Here is a 17,798-nt window from a genome sequence, read left to right as displayed (position 1 = left end):
GCCGAGGTGTTCAGCCCGGCGTTAATTAAGCTTCGGACGTTTGGGTAAATGATGCAGGGGCTGATTTTGCCGCCCCGAGTCATATTCCCGTATTTGTGCTTCAAGCCTGTCGAGCATTTTTCCGGGGCTGGGTTCATTGAGCAGAATGTCCCTCATCCTTGCCTGTTCGCTTGGCTCAGCCTTCGTATAGGCATCCAGAAACCACCACACCCGCCGCTGCAAAAGCGGATGCTCGACGTGAAATTCAGGCGTACGACTCAGCTTCCGAATCCCATTGATCACGTCACTTGCTGCACCGCCGAAGCTGTCCCAGAGCTTCAGTTTTTCAGGTAATTCCAATGGCGGCACATTTCGCAGCCACAGGTTTGCCGACCGATCAGCACTTTCCTCTCCCAGCCAGATGTCGGCGCCTGTTTTTATACGCGCATGTATCAGACGCCGCAGGGAGGCCGGATCCGTGATGGGGTTGCCGCTGAGATTGAAGCCCGCTCTGAGTTCGATGGATTCCGGGATCGCGGCAATTCGATTGTTCGCCAGATTCAACACTTTCCCGGGAATCTTATCGGTGATGCCGTCCGGAAACCTGTCCAACCTCATGTTGGAAAGATCCAGCTCCTGCAACGCAGTCATTGCTTTAAGTGAAGGTGCAACAGAAAACGCGTTGTCGCCCAGTCGCAATACCTCCAGCCTTGACGGCCCGTCGTCGGTATCAAGCCCGATAGGGATTCGGTGTATTCCGGAGCCTGTCAGGTCCAACACGCGCAACTCGGTCATCCCGGCGATGTCAGGATCCGTTAGCAAAACAACGCTCGGGTGTTGAAGAGACAACCTAGCGCGCAAGTCGTCAGGATAATGATTCAGCCTCGCCGCCTGTATTTTACCTAGCCTCAACACCTGCAGCCTGGTCATGCCCCTCAGCGAAAAGTCATCCTGAAAATCACAATCCTGCAGGTTCAACTCTCGTAAACGGGGGAGCCTCGCTAATTGCTCGGCAAAGCGCGAACCCAGATCGAATCTTGAGTAAGCATGCTCATACATAGAGGCATCGGAGGTACTTCTGGTGATCATCTGGCTTGTGACCGTCAGACTTTCAATGTTGGGAAATTGCGCAAAAAACACCTCAGGGTTCAGCGGCGCATGACCTCTTAACGTAAGAGAAACGACTGAGTTGAATTTCAATGAAAGCAGCTTATCGACTGGCCATAGCGTGAGATTGATATCCAGCTTGAAACCCGATAGCCGCCCATCGCTGTAGACCCGTTGATCAGGCTTACTTTTCCACTTGTACAATTTGCGCAGCGTACTCCACATGGCAAACGCCTCATCTACGCCATGTTTCCCTAGAATGCGATTTTGGTGGTCCGGGATGCTGACGTGTTCGTAGTCCAGTTGCAGTAGCCCAAGCTGAATCCGCTTGAGTTCCACATCTGCCACATCCTTGTCACCAAACCGGGCGATAAAGTCATCCGCGTGTTGATCGGTCGCTTTCGGAAGGTAGCTTCGAACCTGCGCTCGGGTAGTTGGCTCAACGACCGTACGCGGGTACCAAAAACCGCTATCGGCGTCACGCAGCATCACCGGCCCCAAAAGCAACTCACTTGGCCGTCGGGCCCGATGCAGTCCCGTCTCGGGGTCCACGGCGACATGGACAAAATCACCATCGGCCACTTCAGCGTAGGTGCGCTTGTTAAAAACCCTCAAGCCTTCGCCGTTGGCTTCTGGAAGTAACGCCCGGGCATTGATTACGTAATGGTCCAGCGTCGGTTGAGGCGCGAGCAAACGTGCGTCAACGGGGGGCGCGTGAATAATAACCGCCGGAGTCGCACCAGTGGCATCTGCGTCAACAGCCCTGGACGACCCGGCACGCGGCTGCCAATCATCGGCGGAGAGTCCTGAACCGGAACCTCTGCGGCCCGATGGGCCGGGGAGCGGAATGTCCACGTCGGCCGGTCGGGTTGGACTGGTCGAAGCATCCACTTTCACGTGGGTGCTGCCCCCGACAGGTGGTTTTATTGGCATTTTTTTCATCCTTGAAAAAATCGCCCCTGGCAGTCGTGCAAGGGGCGAAGACTTTCGGCATCCTGCCGGTTTAAAAGAGGAACGCACGATAGCGTGCGCAAGCATTCAAGGAGAGTGGAAAGGCAGACAAGCGTAGTGGGAAACGACGTCAATAAGCGTAGGAGTACGTCGAGAAGGACGGCAGTATTCCGATCAGTTCGTTTGCAAGCGTATCTCCAGCCGCCAGCGGTCATCGACCTCACTGCCGACCCAATTACCCTGCAGCGGCCGCGCTGCCAATACGGTCAACAACAACCCGCCATCGCTCATGCGCGTACGCCAGTTCACGTCCCTGCCGTTGAGCTTGAGTTGCCCCTTCTGCGCCTGGCCATCCGCCTGAAACAATAGCGCCACCGTGCCATCGATGATTTCACCGTGCAGCTTGGGTTCGTTGTTGAACCACACCACCAACCCCTGCTCTGACACCTCGACTTGTTGCAGCACAGTCGGATCCGGCGTGGTCAGACGGCCGATCATCAAACCGATCATCACGCCGACAATCGCCAGCGAACCGATGACTCGCGGCAATAGTTTCGAACGGTTGTCCACAGGCGGCGTAGAATGCCGCTCATCTTTACCTTCGGAGCCGTGCATGTTTCACGTCATCCTTTTTCAACCAGAAATTCCGCCGAATACCGGCAACGTTATCAGGCTGTGCGCCAATAGCGGCTGCCACCTGCATTTGATCGAACCGCTGGGCTTCGAGATGGACGACAAGCGCTTGCGCCGCGCCGGTCTCGACTATCACGAATATGCCACGCTGCAGCGTCACGCAGACTTGGCCAGTTGCCTGGAAAGCCTTGGCAACCCGCGGCTGTTCGCGTTCACCACCAAAGGCTCGCGGCCGTTTCATGATGCCGCGTTTGTTCCTGGCGATGCGTTCATCTTCGGCCCGGAAAGCCGTGGCCTGCCGCCGGAAGTGCTCGACGCGCTGCCGCCGGAACAGCGCCTGCGCCTGCCGATGCGCGAAGGCTGCCGCAGCCTGAACCTGTCCAACACCGTTGCGGTCGCAGTGTACGAAGCCTGGCGCCAGAACGACTTCAAGTAACACCACACCTGATCGTTCCCACGCTCTGCGTGGGAATGCAGCCCGTGACGCTCCGCGTCACTGGACGCGGAGCGTCCCCAGAGGCATTCCCACGCGGAGCGTAGGAACGATCAGCCAAGAAAAAAGCGCCTGTTACGGCGCTTTTTTCTTTGTAGCCCAGACCGTCTTACTGAACGGTTGGCGTCTCGCCGCTTTCCTGCATGCGCTGCAGTTCTTGCGCGTACAGAGCGTCGAAGTTCACCGGGGCCAGCATCAGCGCCGGGAACGAACCACGGGTCACCAGGCTGTCCAGGGTTTCGCGCGCGTACGGGAACAGAATGTTCGGGCAGAACGCACCCAGGGTGTGGCTCATCGAGGCCGCGTCCAGGTTCTTGATCAGGAAGATACCGGCCTGTTGCACTTCAGCGATGAAGGCGACTTCTTCACCGTTTTTCACGGTGACGGACAGGGTCAGCACAACTTCGTAGAAATCACCTTCCAGTGCTTTCTGGCGAGTGTTCAGATCCAGCGCGACCGCCGGATCCCACTGCTGGCGGAAGATCGCCGGGCTTTTCGGGGCTTCGAAGGACAGGTCGCGTACGTAGATGCGCTGCAAGGAGAATTGCGGTGCGGTTTCTTCTTCGCTGGCTGCAGTGTTCTGTTGGTCAGTCATCTCAGATCCTTTCTGATCTCGGGTCTTTAAGGGATTGCTGTACGTGGGTGCAGCCGTTCAGGCCTTGAGCAGCGCGTCGAGCTTGCCGGCGCGCTCCAGGGCATACAAATCGTCACAACCGCCGATGTGCTTGCTGCCGATCCAGATCTGCGGCACGGACGTGCGTCCGGCTTTCTGGGCCATTTCGGCGCGCACCTGCGGCTTGCCATCGACCTTGATCTCTTTGAAGGCCACGCCTTTGTTCTCGAGCAGGTACTTGGCGCGCGAGCAGTAAGGGCAGTAATCGCTGGAGTAGACGATGACTTCGCTCATATCACTTCACCAGCGGCAGGTTGTCGCCTTTCCAGCTGGAGATCCCGCCGGACAGCTTGGCGGCGGTGAAGCCGGATTTCATCAGTTCGCGGGCGTGAGTGCCAGCGGTCTGGCCCAGGGCGTCGACCAGGATGATGGTCTTGGCCTTGTGTTTTTCCAGCTCGCCAATGCGCGCAGCCAGTTTGTCCTGGGGAATATTGATCGCGCCAACAATGTGGCCGGCTGCGAAATCCTTGGCCGGACGGATGTCCACCACCACGCCTGCATCTTTATTGACCAGCGCGGTCAGCTCGCCGGTGCTCAGGCTTTTACCGCCGCCCTGCATCGTGTGCGCCAGCAGCAGAGCCAGCAGTACGACGAAGATACCGACAAGAATGTAGTGGTTAGTGGCAAATTCAATCAGGTGAGCAACCATCGAAGGAGGTTCCAGGGCGTTAAAATGTCGGCCAGTATACACAGCCACTATGGTCGGCCAAACCCCGTCCGGCGGTGACGCGGTCGGAACTTAGCTTTAAACTCCAACTCCCTTTTCCATCGCCCTCTTCTTTATTAGCCACGAGTGGATTCCATGACGACTACGCCTAAACCTTTGGTCCTGATGATTCTCGACGGCTTCGGTCACAGCGACAGCCCCGAATCCAATGCCGTTTTTGCGGCGAAGAAGCCTGTTCTCGATCGCCTCTGGGCCAGCGTGCCGAACGGCTTGATCTCGGGCAGCGGCATGGACGTCGGCCTGCCGGACGGCCAGATGGGCAACTCCGAAGTCGGCCACATGAATCTTGGCGCCGGTCGCGTGGTGTATCAGGACTTCACGCGTGTGACCAAATCGATCCGCGACGGCGAGTTCTTCGAGAACCCGACCATCTGCGCCGCTGTGGATAAAGCCGTGGCCGCTGGCAAAGCCGTGCACTTCATGGGTCTGCTGTCCGATGGCGGCGTACACAGCCATCAGGATCACCTGATCGCCATGGCCGAACTGGCGTTCAAGCGCGGCGCCGAAAAAATCTACCTGCACGCCTTCCTCGATGGCCGCGACACACCGCCGAAAAGCGCGGCATCGTCGATCGAGCTGCTTGATGCGACCTTCCAGGCGCTCGGCAAGGGCCGCATCGCCAGCATCATCGGCCGTTACTTCGCCATGGACCGTGACAACCGTTGGGATCGCGTCGCTCAGGCGTACAACCTGATCGTCGATGGCAACAGCGAATTCAACGCTGCCACGGCGCAGGAAGGCCTTGAAGCCGCTTATGCCCGTGGCGAGAGCGACGAATTCGTCAAAGCCACGTCCATCGGTGAGCCAGTGAAAGTCGAAGACGGCGACGCCGTGGTGTTCATGAACTTCCGCGCCGACCGTGCCCGTGAGCTGACCCGCGTATTCGTCGAAGACGACTTCAAGGATTTCGAACGCGCACGCCAGCCGAAACTGGCCGGTTTCGTCATGCTGACCCAATACGCCGCCAGCATTCCGGCTCCGTCGGCATTCGCCGCGGGCAGCCTGGAAAACGTGCTGGGCGACTACTTGGCGAAGAACGGCAAGACCCAGCTGCGCATTGCTGAAACCGAAAAATACGCCCACGTGACCTTCTTCTTCTCCGGCGGTCGTGAAGAACCGTTCCCGGGCGAAGAGCGCATCCTGATCCCGTCGCCGAAAGTCGCCACCTACGACTTGCAGCCGGAAATGAGCGCGCCGGAAGTCACCGACCGTATCGTTGAGGCCATCGAAAACCAGCGTTTCGATGTAATCGTGGTCAACTACGCCAACGGCGACATGGTCGGCCACAGCGGCGTGTTTGACGCGGCAGTGAAGGCTGTTGAATGCCTCGACACCTGCGTCGGTCGCATTGTCGATGCGCTGGAAAAGGTTGGCGGTGAAGCACTGATCACGGCTGACCACGGCAACGTCGAAAAAATGGCCGATGAAGAAACCCACCAGGCTCACACTGCGCACACCACCGAGCCGGTGCCGTTCATTTATGTCGGCAAGCGCGACCTGAAAGTACGTGAAGGCGGCGTGCTGGCGGACGTTGCACCGACCATGCTGAAGCTGCTGGGCCTGGAAAAACCAGCGGAAATGACCGGCACGTCTATCCTGGTGTAATCCGTCCGATCAAACACCACAAAACCCTGTGGGAGCTGGCTTGCCAGCGATAGCAATCTGACAGCCAACATCTATGTTGAATGTGCAGACGCCATCGCTGGCAAGTCGAATCGTCGCACCGCAGCTCCCACAGTGGTTTATGGAGTTTTCGAAATGGAATTCGGTGTATTGCTTGGTCCAGTTATCACACAGCCCCAATTGGGCGTTTTTTTTGCAGCCTCGGGCGGGCATACTAGGCCGTCCCTTACCCTGGTGCCGCCCGCCTCTATGCTCCGCGTCCTGATCGCCCTCGCTCTGACCTGCCTGCTCCAACCGGCCTTCGCTGACGAGCGCGCGCAAACCCAACAGCAGTTGGACGCCACGCGTCAGGACATTGCCGAGCTGAAAAAGCTGCTGAGCAAAGTCCAGGAAGAAAAGTCCGGCGTACAGAAAGAGCTCAAGGGCACTGAAACCGAGTTGGGCAAGCTGCAGAAACAGGTCGATGCGCTGCAGAAAGAACTGCAGAAAAGCGAATCCGAGCTGCAGCGGCTCGATGCAGAGAAAAAAAAACTCCAGAGCGCGCGCACTGAACAGCAGCGACTGATCGCCATTCAGGCCCGAGCGGCCTATCAGAACGGTCGGCAGGAATACCTCAAGCTGCTGCTCAACCAGCAGAATCCCGAGAAATTCGCCCGCACCCTCACCTATTATGATTATCTGAGCCAGGCCCGCCTGGAGCAGTTGAAGAACTTCAACGAAACCCTGCGCCAACTGGCCAATGTCGAAAAAGACATTGCCGCCCAGCAGGCGCAATTGCTGGTACAGAAAAGCAGCCTCGATAGTCAGCGCGACGAACTGGAAAATGTTCGCAAGGAACGCCAGCAAGTCCTCGCCAAGCTCAACGACGACGTGAAGGCCCGCGACCAGAAACTCGCCGCGCGTGAGCAGGATCAGGCAGATCTGTCTAAAGTCCTTAAAACCATTGAAGAAACCCTGGCCCGCCAGGCTCGTGAGGCAGAAGAAGCGCGACAGAAAGCGCTGATCGCCCAGCAGGAAGCGGAAAAAAAGCGTTTGCGTGAGGCGCAGGCTGAAAACAGCGACGCCCCACGAAAACCAGTCAGATCCACTCCCGGCGCACTGGTTTCCAGCAGCGGCGAGACCTTCGGTGGCCCTTTTGCTGCAACCCGGGGAAAACTTCCTTGGCCGGTTGATGGTCGACTGCTGGCACGCTTCGGCGAAAGCCGTGGCGACGACGCCCGGACCAAGTGGGACGGCGTGATGATCAGCGCCTCCGCCGGCAGCCAGGTGCATGCCGTGCATGGCGGTCGCGTGGTCTTCGCCGACTGGTTGCGCGGTGCCGGGCTGCTGGTGATCCTTGATCACGGCAATGGTTTTCTGAGTCTTTACGGTCACAACCAGACGCTGCTCAAGTCGGCTGGGGACGTGGTTAAAGCCGGTGAGTCGATCTCCACTGTCGGTAACAGTGGCGGTCAGGACACACCAGCGCTGTATTTCGCAATTCGTCAGCAGGGTCACCCGAGTGATCCAGCACAATGGTGCCGCGCGCAAGGATAAGCGTGCCGCCTAATTCAGGAGTTCGTTCGACATGCTGCATTTGTCCCGCCTTACCTCGCTGGCCCTGACGATCGCTCTGGTGATCGGCGCGCCTCTGGCGTTTGCCGCGCAACCGGCCCCGGCCGTCGCTCCGGCAGGCACTGCCGCGACCTCCAAGGCACCGCTGCCGCTGGAAGAGTTGCGCACCTTTGCCGAGGTCATGGACCGGATCAAAGCCGCTTACGTCGAGCCGGTGGACGACAAGACCCTGCTGGAAAACGCGATCAAGGGCATGCTCAGCAACCTTGATCCGCATTCGGCCTATCTGGGCCCGGAAGATTTCACCGAGCTGCAGGAAAGCACCAGCGGTGAATTCGGCGGTTTGGGCATTGAAGTCGGCGCCGAAGACGGTTTCATCAAAGTCGTCTCGCCAATCGACGACACCCCGGCGTCGAAGGCCGGCATTCAGGCCGGCGACTTCATCGTCAAGATCAACGGCCAGCCAACGCGCGGCCAGACCATGACCGAAGCCGTCGACAAGATGCGCGGCAAGATCGGCCAGAAAATCACTCTGACGCTGGTACGCGATGGCGGCACGCCGTTCGACGTGACCCTCGCCCGCGCAGTGATTCAGGTGAAGAGCGTCAAGGCGCAGCTGCTGGAAACCGGCTATGCGTACATCCGCATCACCCAGTTTCAGGTCAAGACCGGCGAAGAGGTCTCCAAGGCTCTGGCCAAGCTGCGCAAGGACAACGGCAAGAAGCTCAACGGCATCATTCTCGACTTGCGCAACAACCCGGGCGGCGTGTTGCAGGCGGCGGTGGAAGTGGTCGACCACTTCATCACCAAAGGCCTGATCGTCTACACCAAAGGCCGCATCGCCAACTCCGAGCTGCGCTTCTCGGCCACCGGTAAAGACGAAAGCGAAGCGGTGCCGATGGTCGTGTTGATTAACGGTGGCAGCGCCTCGGCCTCGGAAATCGTCGCCGGCGCCCTGCAGGATCAGAAACGTGCCGTGGTCATGGGCACCACCAGTTTCGGCAAAGGCTCGGTGCAAACCGTGCTGCCGCTGAACAACGACCGCGCACTGAAGATCACCACGGCGCTGTACTTCACGCCAAATGGTCGCTCGATCCAGGCGCAGGGCATCGTTCCGGACATCGAAGTGCGCAAGGCCAAGATCACCAGCGAGGCCGATGGCGACTACTTCAAGGAAGCCGACCTGCAAGGTCACTTGGGCAACGGCAACGGCGGTGCGGACAAACCGAGCGGTTCCGGCGGCAAGGCCAAAGCGATGCCGCAGGATGACGATTACCAACTGGCCCAGGCCCTGAGCCTGCTCAAAGGCCTGAGCATTACGTCCGGCCGTTGAGGATGTCACTGCGTTTCGTCTTCGTTCTGTTGTGCTGTCTGGCGGGTGCTGCTCACGCAGAGCCCGCCAGCCCAAAGCCACACAAAGCCTTCCTGACACTGATCATTGACGACCTGGGGCAAAACCTGCCCCGGGATCGCCGCGTGCTGGCCCTGCCCGGCCCGGTGACCACGGCGATCATGCCCGACACCCCACACGCCACCGAGTTTGCCCGCGAAGCCCATCGCGCTGGCAAAATCGTCATCCTGCACATGCCGATGGACCCGGCCACTGGGCCATATGCCTGGCACCCCGAACTCCCGCTCGAAGAACTGGAAAAACGCCTGAACGCCGCGTTCAAAATGGTCCCCTATACCGCTGGCATCAACAATCACATGGGCAGCCGCATGACCGCGCAGCCAGTGGCGATGGCATGGTTGATGGGCGAATTGCAGCGCCGTCACAAGTTTTTCGTCGACAGCCGCACCAGCGCACAGACCGTCGCCGCGCAGCAGGCGCAGAAGATCGATCTGGCGAGTGTGTCACGGGACGTGTTTCTCGATGACGAACGCACTGAAGCGGCGATCTACACGCAACTGCAAACTGCAATCAACCTGGCGCGCAAACAGGGTTCGGCGGTGATGATCGGCCATCCGTATCCGCAGACGCTGGCGGTGCTGGAGCGCGAATTGCCGAAGTTGAAGGCTCAGGGCATCGAGTGGATCGATATCAAACAGATGATCAGCGTACGCAGCAATCGCGCCATGGCTGGCCATGGCAAGGACGGCGTGTATCGGTAGCACTTTGTGACGCTGACACATACATAGTTACCACCCGACAACCATCCCCTTTCCCGATAGTGCGACCTGCAACAGGTCGTGACGCCCTCGCGTCGCTTTCAACTATCAGGAATCATCATGACTATCGAAGACAACACCGCAGCGCATCCCAAGCAGATGGAACCGATCATGCAGGACAATCTGCTGATCAACTTCACCACGGAGTTTCACCGGATCTGGAGCACCAACGGTTCAAAAGCAAAACCCGCCACGTTCTGGCGCCCCACCCCTGCTCCGGATGCATTGCCAGGCTACTTTCCGCTGGGCGATGTGCTCATTCCCGGCGACACCAGTATCAATGGCGAAATGGTCGCCGCCGTGGTCTGCGAGAAAGATATGAAAGGGGCCGTAAGCCCTAACGGAAAGGCACTGGCCCGCCCTGTCGATTTTGAACTGGTCTGGAAAGAAACCGGAGCGCCCAGTGTCACGCGCATGTCGATCTGGCGACCTTTGGCCCCTGTCGGTTACGTCGCATTGGGGCTGGTGTGCTCCAACGATCACTACAAACCTTCGTTGAACTCGGTACGCTGCGTCAGGCTCGACCTGGTTATCGCAGCGAACGTCGGCGAGCTGATCTGGAATGACAAGGGCAGCGGTGCCAAGCTCAGTTTCAGCGCCTTTGGCATCGAACCGTCGACTGCCGCCGCAGGCGACATCCATTTTGCACCCGGCACCTTCGTGGGCGTCCAGGGCTACAGCAAGCCTGCTGCGCCTTCAACGGCTTACGGCTTGCGCATGCAAATCCCGCTGCAAGTCAGCGCATCGCCGCAAATTCCAACCCTCACCGGCTACGCGAAGCCCGCCGCACGCGAACCCGCCACAGTCACCCAGATTGCCCGGCTGCCATGGTTTGCAGTGCGAGATCATGTTCATTCCGGCGAACAATTTCGCAATTCGCCCTACTACGAACTGAAAAGAACTGACGAATACGTGCTCATTGGTCACGAGCACAATGAATCGGACAAGTATCGGGCCGTCAAATGGACCGCGCCACGTTCGCAAAACGCGGTGACGATGCGTATGTTCCATCGTTTTACCGCCATTGAAATCGTCAAAGCCTGGCCGACCGTGCCTCTCAGTGATATCCGCATTACAAAATTCTCAGCCTGCCTGCCGAAGACTTTGACCCACACCGAAACGTCTTCCAGCGGCTGGAACGAGCTACGACCTCAAGTGGTGATTGTCATGGCGCCGGAGCAAACCGCCGTCGCGGTTTATCAGCTGCAGAGCCATTACGAGTTGGTACGGGAAGACGGCACTCAAGTGGCGGTCGACTTTGGTTACACCGATGATTCCAGCGTTCTGTTGACGCAATATCCGCCGGAATCCGTCGAGGTCGTCAGTGGGTGCCCGCCACTGACGACAGACACCCCGGCAGCACCGCACATCGATGACGCCAACGCTAGCGCGCAGCAATCACCGGACCTGGCTGTCGCTATAGATAGCGCGCCATGATTTCGTCGACCACACCTTCCTTGCGCAACTGATCCAGCGCAGCCTGAAGCCTGGCGACGACTTCGTCGGAGACATCTTTGTTCAGCGCCAGGTACAACTCGGCACTGTTGAAGCGCAGCACGGTCTTCAGGCCGGTGACCCCATCCTGCCGAGCCAGATAGCGCCCGGCAGGATCACCGGTAGCCCACAGATCAATCTGTCCATTGACCAGTTTCTTCGCGTTGTCCTGATCGCGCAGCACCACAATCGGCTTCAGGCCTTGTTTGGTCAGTGTCTCGGCAATTGCGTCGCCCTTGTAGGCACCGACCTTGTACTTGCGCGCGTCATTGAGGGTTTCCAGGGTGATCTTGCTGTCAGCCTTGGCCAGCATGATCCAATCATCAGGACCGATGGGGCCAACCCATTTGAAGAGTTTTTCGCGGTCCGGCAAGCGCGCCATCACAAAGGCGCCATAACCGGGGTTTTCCAGCGCGAGCTTATAGACACGCTCCCATGGAAAACGCAGGGTCAGGCTATAGGTGACGTCGGCACGCTTGAACATCTCGCGCACGATATCGGCGGCGATGCCATTGATGTTCTCGCCTTTGGCGAAGTTCTTGCCATCTTTCGCCATGTTGTACGGCGGGAAATTTTCGGTGAGGAGCACCAGATCGGTGTCGGGACTGGTTTCGGCGCGGGCCGTGTTGATGAACAACATCGAGGCGCTGGCGAGAACAAGAAGCAGGCGTTTGATCATGTCGGGCTACCGGAATCCATGGCGTGCCCAAGAGTGCCTTGGGTGCGCCATGGTGTCCACTGGCCTGTATCGATTTTGAGCTTAGCGCATCACGATGCCGCGTTTGGCCATGTAGGCCTTGGCTTCCTGAACGGTGTATTCGCCGAAGTGGAAAATACTCGCCGCCAAGACTGCGCTGGCGTGGCCTTCGAGGATGCCGTCGGCCAGATGCTGCAAGTTACCGACACCGCCGGAAGCGATCACCGGAATGCCCAGCGCATCACTGATAGCGCGGGTGACACCGAGGTCGAAGCCGTTTTTCATGCCGTCCTGATCCATGCTGGTCAGCAGGATCTCGCCAGCGCCGAGGCCTTCCATTTTCTTCGCCCACTCAACCGCGTCGAGGCCGGTTGGCTTGCGCCCGCCGTGGGTGAAGATTTCCCAGCGCGGGGTTTCGCCCGGGCCGGAGACCTTCTTCGCATCGATGGCGACAACGATGCATTGCGAGCCGAAATGCTGCGCGGCTTCGCCGACGAACTCAGGGTTGAACACCGCTGCGGTGTTGATCGACACCTTGTCCGCGCCGGCATTGAGCAGATTGCGAATGTCTTGCACGGTACGCACGCCACCGCCGACAGTCAGCGGGATAAACACCTGGCTGGCCATGCGCTCGACGGTATGCAGCGTGGTGTCGCGACCATCGACGCTGGCGGTGATGTCGAGAAAAGTAATCTCGTCGGCACCCTGCTCGTCATAACGACGGGCAATTTCCACCGGGTCACCGGCGTCGCGGATGTTTTCGAACTTCACACCTTTGACGACCCGGCCGTTGTCCACGTCCAGGCAAGGGATGATGCGTTTGGCCAGCGCCATGGTCAGTCCTCAGCCTTGGTACGAATCGCAGAAAGCTTGCGCTTCGGCGACGTCGAGGGTGCCTTCGTAGATCGCCCGGCCAGTGATGGCGCCGATGATGCCTGGCGCCTTGGCGTCGAGCAGCGACTTGATGTCACCCAGATTGTGGATACCGCCGGAAGCGATCACCGGGATCTTGGTGGCAGCGGCCAGCGCAGCGGTGAACGGTACGTTGCAGCCCTGCATCATGCCGTCTTTGGCGATGTCGGTATAAACGATCGAGGAGACGCCATCGGCTTCAAACTGCTTGGCCAGATCAATGACCTGCACGGTGCTGATTTCAGCCCAGCCATCGGTGGCGACGAAACCGTCTTTGGCATCCAGACCGACGATGATCTTGCCCGGGAACGCACGGCACGCTTCAGCGACGAACGCCGGATCTTTAACGGCTTTGGTGCCGATGATTACGTAGCTCACGCCAGCCTTGACGTAGTGTTCGATGGTTTCCAGCGAACGGATGCCGCCACCGATCTGGATCGGCAATGTCGGGTAGCGCTTGGCGATTGCGGTGACGACTTCGCCGTTGACTGGCTGGCCTTCAAAAGCGCCGTTCAGATCGACCAGATGCAGACGGCGGCAACCGCCCTCCACCCACTTGGCAGCCATGCTCACCGGGTCATCGGAGAACACTGTGGAATCTTCCATGCGGCCCTGGCGCAGACGTACGCAGGCACCGTCTTTAAGATCGATAGCGGGAATAATCAGCATCTGGCAAACCTTCAAATTTGAATGTTCAGCTTGGCTCGGAAATCAGTTTTTCTCGAGCGCCCACAGGTCGCTTTCGATGCTTTCAAACCGCTCTTTGAGGTGGGTCTGCACATCGAAAATCGCCCTGTTGTAATAGTGCGGAGCAATTTCGCGGGTAAACAGCTCAAGAATTTCCGCCGCTTCGAACGAACCCAGGTCCAGTTCGAAACGGTCTTCCATGAACCGCTGAATCTTGCGATTGGCCTCGTTCTCCTGTTCGGGAGTGAGGGTCAGGATCGGCGGTTTGGACTTCTTGGCAGCCATTTACCAGCGACCGTCCCACGCGGCGAAGTTCTGCAGCAATTGCAGGCCATGGGTATGGCTTTTCTCCGGGTGGAACTGCACGGCGAAACGCGAGCCATCGGCCAGCGCCGCAGCGAAATCGACACCGTAGTGACCGCCGCCAACCACCTGCCGCGCATTGGCGGCAGCGATGTAGTAGCTGTGCACGAAGTAGAAACGCGCCATGTCCGGAATGTCGTGCCACAACGGGTGGCTGACCTTCTGCTTCACCTCGTTCCAGCCCATGTGCGGGACTTTCAGGTGTTCGCCGTCTTCATGCAGGTCTTTGCCGAAGAACTTCACCGCGCCCGGGAACAGGCCAATGCAGTCGACGCCGTCGTTCTCTTCGCTGGTGTCGAGCAAGGCTTGCATGCCGACACAGATGCCGAGAAACGGACGATCCTGGCTGACTTCGCGCACCAGCGAGTCGAAGCCGAGGCGACGGATCTCTGCCATGCAATCGCGAATTGCGCCAACACCGGGGAACACCACACGGTCAGCTTCACGAATCACCGCCGCATCGCTGGTGATCAGCACTTTACCGGCGCCGACGTGCTCAAGGGCTTTGGCCACCGAGTGCAGGTTGCCCATGCCGTAATCGATAACTGCAACCGTCTGCATTACAGAACGCCTTTGGTCGATGGCATTTGCCCGGCCATGCGCTCATCCAGCTCGACGGCCATGCGCAGCGCGCGGCCGAAAGCCTTGAACACGGTTTCGATCTGGTGATGAGTGTTGGTGCCACGCAGGTTGTCGATGTGCAGGCTGACCAGCGCGTGGTTGACGAAGCCCTGGAAGAATTCCTGGAACAGGTCAACGTCGAAACCACCGACGGTGGCGCGGGTGTACGGCACGTGCATCTGCAGGCCTGGACGACCGGAGAAGTCGATGACCACGCGCGATAGCGCTTCATCGAGCGGCACGTAGGCATGACCGTAGCGACGGATGCCTTTTTTATCGCCAATGGCTTTGGCAAATGCCTGGCCGAGGGTGATACCGACGTCTTCCACCGTATGGTGGTCGTCGATATGCAGATCGCCCTTGCATTCGATATCCAGGTCGATCAACCCGTGACGGGCAATCTGATCCAGCATGTGCTCAAGAAAAGGAACACCGATATCAAATCGGGCCTTTCCGGTGCCATCAAGGTTGATCGAGGCTTTGATCTGGGTTTCCAGAGTGTCGCGCTCGACAGACGCCTTACGTTCGGCCATCACCAGCTCCGCAAAATCATTGGGCGAAAAAGGCAGCCATTATAGGCACGCGGGGCCGAAACAGAAACACGAGAGGTGAGATGGCTGACGGATAGAACGCCCGGCTGTCGCGGGTAGACATGTCCATACAAGCCATTACAGGTACCCCAAAAACGACTGTAGGAGTGAGCCTGCTCGCGATGAGGGCCTGACTATCAACATTTCTGTGACTGTCAGACGGCTATCGCGAGCAGGCTCACTCCTACAGGGGTACTGCGTTTTTACTTAGTGAAACAGTACCGCCGTCTTCTGCAGGGTCACCCACACACCCCACGCCAACGGAATACCCACCACCAACCACGCAGCGATTGCCAGAGGCTTGCTGCCCGGCGCGGCTTTCCACTCCAGAACCGTGCTGGCATCAGCACCCTTGTCATGGCCCAGCGCCTGTTCGGCCGCCAGCTCAGCGTCGGTCATGAAGTACTTGTCGGCCACCGGACGCACCATCAGGTTGCACAGGAAGCCCAGCACCAGCAGGCCAGCGAGGATGTACAAGGTGATGTCGTAAGCGGCAGCGCGTTCAACGCCGATGCTCAGTTGATATTCACGCAGGTAGTTCACCAATACCGGACCCAGCACGCCAGCCGCCGCCCAGGCGGTCAACAGACGACCGTGGATCGCACCAACCATCTGCGTACCGAACAAGTCGGCCAGATACGCCGGAACGGTGGCAAAACCACCGCCGTACATCGACAGAATGATGCAGAACGCCGCCACGAACAGCGCAACGTTGCCCAGATGGCCCATGTTCGGAATCAGCGCATACAGGGCAAAACCCAGCGCAAAGAATACGAAGTAGGTGTTTTTACGACCCAGGTAGTCCGAGAACGAAGCCCAGAAGAAGCGACCACCGATGTTGAACAGGCTCAGCAGACCGGTGAAGCCGGCAGCAATCGCCGCGATCGAAGCCAACTGGCCGGCATCGAGCTGGCCAAACGGCACATCAACACCCAGCAGTTTGCCGCCGAACACTTCCTGCAACAGTGGCGAAGCCATGCCGAGGATGCCGATACCGGCCGATACGTTCAGGCACAGCACCAGCCACACCAGACGGAATTGCGGGGTTTTCCACGCCACATTCACGTGCACGTGACGGTGGGTGATCATCGAGTTCGAGGCTTTCTTCGCCGGAGCGGTCCAGCCTTCAGGCTTCCAGCCGGTTGGCGGCACGCGGTAAGCCAGAGCGCCACCAATCATGAACACGAAGTAGATCGCGGCCATGGCCACAAAGCTTTGCCAGACACCGACACCGGTCGGCGAAGCGAAGTGGCTCATCAGCGCAGTCGCCAGCGGTGCACCGACCATCGCGCCGCCACCGAAGCCCATGATTGCCATACCGGTGGCCATGCCGCGCTTGTCCGGGAACCACTTGATAAGGGTCGAGACCGGTGAGATATAGCCCAGGCCGAGACCGATACCACCGATCACGCCGGAACCGATCCACATCAGCCAGATCTGGTGAGTATAAATACCCAGCGCCGAGATCAGCAGACCGCCACACCAGCACAGTGCCGATACCACGCCAGCCTTGCGTGGCCCTGCGTGTTCCAGCCAGCCACCCCAGATCGCTGCCGAGCAGCCGAGGAAGATGAAGAACAGCGTGTAGATCCAGCCGAGCATGGAGATCGGCCAGTCGCATTGCGACGAGAACACTTGTGCGATGAAGCTCATGTCCGGTGCGCAAGCCACCGGAGCGGTAACGCCCAGCGCCTTGGACAGCGGCAACCAGAACACCGAGAAGCCGTAGGCCATGCCGATGCACAGGTGGATGGCCAGAGCGGCCGGTGGAACCAGCCAACGGTTGAAACCGGGCTTGGCGATGATGCGTTCCTTGGACAGGAACGCGGGCTGATCGGCTTTGAAGCCGTCCGCCGTGATGCTCGTGCTCATTGTGTATCCCCCAATTATTAGTATGGTTCGCCAGCCACTGTTCACCCCCGGCCTTTATGCACGCAGGCATGACCGTTTTTTTGGGTGAAGCTCCTTGAAGGCGCGACGTTAAGTCGCAGAAGGACGGACGAACGGGCGAAGGTTACCATTTGCACGTGACAGAAAAACCAAACTGATATCACCTTTTTTATGTCATCTGTTCTCGTACCACTCAGGAAAGCGCCATGCCGATCATTGTCCAAGCCCTGGAAGACGCCAGTTATCAGGATCAGCAGGATTTGCAGAAGATTTATCGCGATGCGCCAGAATGGCTGTTCGCGCCATTGTCCGAGGAGGCTGACCTGATTGAAGGTGCCCTCGCGGACGGTTCTTTTATTGCTGGCCGCTTCAACGACCGCTTGCTGGGCGCCGGCATTCTGCAAAGGCATCAAGACGTCTGGTACTTGTCCCATTTATGCGTGCGAAAAGTTACCCGTCGCCGTGGGGTCGCCGAGAGACTGGTGAACCAAGCGCAGAAAATGGCGTCGCAAGCGGGGGCCGAACTGCGCTTGCTGGCCCCTGTGGAACATCCCGAGGCGCAAGCACTCGCCGCCAGGTTGCAGATACCGCTGGACGTCCTGGCAACATGACGTCACAACGAACCGGGCAATTGC

At 58.8% G+C, this 17,798-nt stretch carries 19 protein-coding genes; 7 read left to right on the top strand and 12 right to left on the bottom strand.

Annotated elements, in window-relative coordinates; translation table 11 throughout:
* Positions 1-21: 21 nt before the first annotated feature.
* Complete coding sequence (locus ACZZ0A_RS27480) at positions 22-2,019, bottom strand: leucine-rich repeat domain-containing protein (RefSeq protein WP_463543986.1); 1,998 nt, start codon at positions 2,017-2,019, stop codon at positions 22-24.
* 192 nt (positions 2,020-2,211) lie between these two features.
* On the bottom strand, positions 2,212-2,652 hold the full coding sequence (locus ACZZ0A_RS27475) for a hypothetical protein (RefSeq protein ID WP_095113967.1): 441 nt from the start codon (positions 2,650-2,652) through the stop codon (positions 2,212-2,214).
* Here ACZZ0A_RS27475 and ACZZ0A_RS27470 point away from each other — a divergent pair.
* Positions 2,651-3,106 (top strand): tRNA (cytidine(34)-2'-O)-methyltransferase, encoded by a 456-nt coding sequence (locus ACZZ0A_RS27470; protein WP_007909235.1) that lies wholly within the window; start codon positions 2,651-2,653, stop codon positions 3,104-3,106. The genes ACZZ0A_RS27475 and ACZZ0A_RS27470 overlap by 2 nt on opposite strands.
* A 166-nt stretch (positions 3,107-3,272) precedes the next feature.
* On the opposite strand, the gene secB is transcribed toward ACZZ0A_RS27470, so the two are convergent.
* The 3 genes from secB to ACZZ0A_RS27455 are packed head-to-tail and all read right to left on the bottom strand — an operon-like array spanning position 3,273 to position 4,485.
* Complete coding sequence (gene secB, locus ACZZ0A_RS27465; RefSeq protein WP_007909233.1) at positions 3,273-3,758, bottom strand: protein-export chaperone SecB; 486 nt, start codon at positions 3,756-3,758, stop codon at positions 3,273-3,275.
* A 57-nt stretch (positions 3,759-3,815) separates the two neighbouring features.
* Entirely contained in the window at positions 3,816-4,070 is a 255-nt protein-coding gene (grxC, locus tag ACZZ0A_RS27460) for a glutaredoxin 3 (protein WP_008080561.1), read from the bottom strand.
* Between the two features lies 1 nt (position 4,071).
* Positions 4,072-4,485: a rhodanese-like domain-containing protein gene (locus ACZZ0A_RS27455; protein WP_007909228.1), complete on the bottom strand. Its 414-nt coding sequence runs from the start codon at positions 4,483-4,485 to the stop codon at positions 4,072-4,074.
* A 153-nt stretch (positions 4,486-4,638) separates the two neighbouring features.
* Between ACZZ0A_RS27455 and gpmI the strand changes: the two genes are divergently transcribed.
* From gpmI to ACZZ0A_RS27430, 5 genes are all read left to right on the top strand, one after another.
* Positions 4,639-6,168 carry a 2,3-bisphosphoglycerate-independent phosphoglycerate mutase gene (gene gpmI, locus ACZZ0A_RS27450; protein ID WP_414916179.1) on the top strand — a complete coding sequence of 510 codons (1,530 nt, stop codon included), beginning with the start codon at positions 4,639-4,641 and terminating at the stop codon, positions 6,166-6,168.
* A 267-nt stretch (positions 6,169-6,435) separates the two neighbouring features.
* On the top strand, positions 6,436-7,722 hold the full coding sequence (locus tag ACZZ0A_RS27445; protein ID WP_463543985.1) for a murein hydrolase activator EnvC family protein: 1,287 nt from the start codon (positions 6,436-6,438) through the stop codon (positions 7,720-7,722).
* A 31-nt stretch (positions 7,723-7,753) separates the two neighbouring features.
* Positions 7,754-9,073 carry a S41 family peptidase gene (locus ACZZ0A_RS27440; RefSeq protein WP_007909222.1) on the top strand — a complete coding sequence of 440 codons (1,320 nt, stop codon included), beginning with the start codon at positions 7,754-7,756 and terminating at the stop codon, positions 9,071-9,073.
* A gap of 2 nt (positions 9,074-9,075) precedes the next feature.
* On the top strand, positions 9,076-9,852 hold the full coding sequence (locus tag ACZZ0A_RS27435) for a divergent polysaccharide deacetylase family protein (RefSeq protein WP_007909220.1): 777 nt from the start codon (positions 9,076-9,078) through the stop codon (positions 9,850-9,852).
* Between the two features lie 117 nt (positions 9,853-9,969).
* On the top strand, positions 9,970-11,346 hold the full coding sequence (locus ACZZ0A_RS27430; protein WP_414895007.1) for a Vps62-related protein: 1,377 nt from the start codon (positions 9,970-9,972) through the stop codon (positions 11,344-11,346).
* Here the strand turns inward: ACZZ0A_RS27430 and ACZZ0A_RS27425 are convergent.
* The 7 genes from ACZZ0A_RS27425 to ACZZ0A_RS27395 form a co-directional block, all read right to left on the bottom strand.
* Positions 11,327-12,082 carry a substrate-binding periplasmic protein gene (locus ACZZ0A_RS27425; RefSeq protein WP_007909212.1) on the bottom strand — a complete coding sequence of 252 codons (756 nt, stop codon included), beginning with the start codon at positions 12,080-12,082 and terminating at the stop codon, positions 11,327-11,329. The genes ACZZ0A_RS27430 and ACZZ0A_RS27425 overlap by 20 nt on opposite strands.
* An 81-nt stretch (positions 12,083-12,163) precedes the next feature.
* A complete protein-coding gene (gene hisF / locus ACZZ0A_RS27420) occupies positions 12,164-12,934 on the bottom strand; it encodes an imidazole glycerol phosphate synthase subunit HisF (protein WP_007909211.1) in 771 nt (256 codons plus the stop codon).
* Positions 12,935-12,943: 9 nt separating this feature from the next.
* On the bottom strand, positions 12,944-13,681 hold the full coding sequence (hisA, locus tag ACZZ0A_RS27415; protein ID WP_003220753.1) for a 1-(5-phosphoribosyl)-5-[(5-phosphoribosylamino)methylideneamino]imidazole-4-carboxamide isomerase: 738 nt from the start codon (positions 13,679-13,681) through the stop codon (positions 12,944-12,946).
* A gap of 42 nt (positions 13,682-13,723) precedes the next feature.
* Positions 13,724-13,984: a DUF2164 domain-containing protein gene (locus ACZZ0A_RS27410; RefSeq protein ID WP_003220751.1), complete on the bottom strand. Its 261-nt coding sequence runs from the start codon at positions 13,982-13,984 to the stop codon at positions 13,724-13,726.
* Positions 13,985-14,623 (bottom strand): imidazole glycerol phosphate synthase subunit HisH, encoded by a 639-nt coding sequence (gene hisH, locus ACZZ0A_RS27405; protein WP_007909206.1) that lies wholly within the window; start codon positions 14,621-14,623, stop codon positions 13,985-13,987.
* On the bottom strand, positions 14,623-15,216 hold the full coding sequence (gene hisB / locus ACZZ0A_RS27400) for an imidazoleglycerol-phosphate dehydratase HisB (protein ID WP_007909204.1): 594 nt from the start codon (positions 15,214-15,216) through the stop codon (positions 14,623-14,625). Before hisB ends, hisH begins: the two co-directional genes overlap by 1 nt.
* 264 nt (positions 15,217-15,480) lie before the next feature.
* Positions 15,481-17,145 carry an OFA family MFS transporter gene (locus tag ACZZ0A_RS27395; protein WP_007909202.1) on the bottom strand — a complete coding sequence of 555 codons (1,665 nt, stop codon included), beginning with the start codon at positions 17,143-17,145 and terminating at the stop codon, positions 15,481-15,483.
* 224 nt (positions 17,146-17,369) lie between these two features.
* Here ACZZ0A_RS27395 and ACZZ0A_RS27390 point away from each other — a divergent pair, with 224 nt between their 5' ends.
* A complete protein-coding gene (locus ACZZ0A_RS27390) occupies positions 17,370-17,774 on the top strand; it encodes an acetyl-CoA sensor PanZ family protein (protein ID WP_463543984.1) in 405 nt (134 codons plus the stop codon).
* The last annotated feature ends 24 nt before the right edge of the window (positions 17,775-17,798 follow it).

Source organism: Pseudomonas sp. AC242 (assembly GCF_979258655.1).
Note: the sequence above shows the minus strand (reverse complement) of the source record. Positions and strands in the feature narration are given on the sequence as shown.

What these genes read in the sequence shown, in the direction of transcription:
- ACZZ0A_RS27480 (WP_463543986.1), bottom strand. Translation starts at nt 2,019, where the DNA reads ATGCCAATAAAACCACCTGTCGGGGGCAGCACCCACGTGAAAGTGGAT.
- ACZZ0A_RS27470 (WP_007909235.1), top strand. Translation starts at nt 2,651, where the DNA reads ATGTTTCACGTCATCCTTTTTCAACCAGAAATTCCGCCGAATACCGGC.
- ACZZ0A_RS27475 (WP_095113967.1), bottom strand. Translation starts at nt 2,652, where the DNA reads ATGCACGGCTCCGAAGGTAAAGATGAGCGGCATTCTACGCCGCCTGTG.
- secB (WP_007909233.1), bottom strand. Translation starts at nt 3,758, where the DNA reads ATGACTGACCAACAGAACACTGCAGCCAGCGAAGAAGAAACCGCACCG.
- grxC (WP_008080561.1), bottom strand. Translation starts at nt 4,070, where the DNA reads ATGAGCGAAGTCATCGTCTACTCCAGCGATTACTGCCCTTACTGCTCG.
- ACZZ0A_RS27455 (WP_007909228.1), bottom strand. Translation starts at nt 4,485, where the DNA reads ATGGTTGCTCACCTGATTGAATTTGCCACTAACCACTACATTCTTGTC.
- gpmI (WP_414916179.1), top strand. Translation starts at nt 4,639, where the DNA reads ATGACGACTACGCCTAAACCTTTGGTCCTGATGATTCTCGACGGCTTC.
- ACZZ0A_RS27445 (WP_463543985.1), top strand. Translation starts at nt 6,436, where the DNA reads ATGCTCCGCGTCCTGATCGCCCTCGCTCTGACCTGCCTGCTCCAACCG.
- ACZZ0A_RS27440 (WP_007909222.1), top strand. Translation starts at nt 7,754, where the DNA reads ATGCTGCATTTGTCCCGCCTTACCTCGCTGGCCCTGACGATCGCTCTG.
- ACZZ0A_RS27435 (WP_007909220.1), top strand. Translation starts at nt 9,076, where the DNA reads ATGTCACTGCGTTTCGTCTTCGTTCTGTTGTGCTGTCTGGCGGGTGCT.
- ACZZ0A_RS27430 (WP_414895007.1), top strand. Translation starts at nt 9,970, where the DNA reads ATGACTATCGAAGACAACACCGCAGCGCATCCCAAGCAGATGGAACCG.
- ACZZ0A_RS27425 (WP_007909212.1), bottom strand. Translation starts at nt 12,082, where the DNA reads ATGATCAAACGCCTGCTTCTTGTTCTCGCCAGCGCCTCGATGTTGTTC.
- hisF (WP_007909211.1), bottom strand. Translation starts at nt 12,934, where the DNA reads ATGGCGCTGGCCAAACGCATCATCCCTTGCCTGGACGTGGACAACGGC.
- hisA (WP_003220753.1), bottom strand. Translation starts at nt 13,681, where the DNA reads ATGCTGATTATTCCCGCTATCGATCTTAAAGACGGTGCCTGCGTACGT.
- ACZZ0A_RS27410 (WP_003220751.1), bottom strand. Translation starts at nt 13,984, where the DNA reads ATGGCTGCCAAGAAGTCCAAACCGCCGATCCTGACCCTCACTCCCGAA.
- hisH (WP_007909206.1), bottom strand. Translation starts at nt 14,623, where the DNA reads ATGCAGACGGTTGCAGTTATCGATTACGGCATGGGCAACCTGCACTCG.
- hisB (WP_007909204.1), bottom strand. Translation starts at nt 15,216, where the DNA reads ATGGCCGAACGTAAGGCGTCTGTCGAGCGCGACACTCTGGAAACCCAG.
- ACZZ0A_RS27395 (WP_007909202.1), bottom strand. Translation starts at nt 17,145, where the DNA reads ATGAGCACGAGCATCACGGCGGACGGCTTCAAAGCCGATCAGCCCGCG.
- ACZZ0A_RS27390 (WP_463543984.1), top strand. Translation starts at nt 17,370, where the DNA reads ATGCCGATCATTGTCCAAGCCCTGGAAGACGCCAGTTATCAGGATCAG.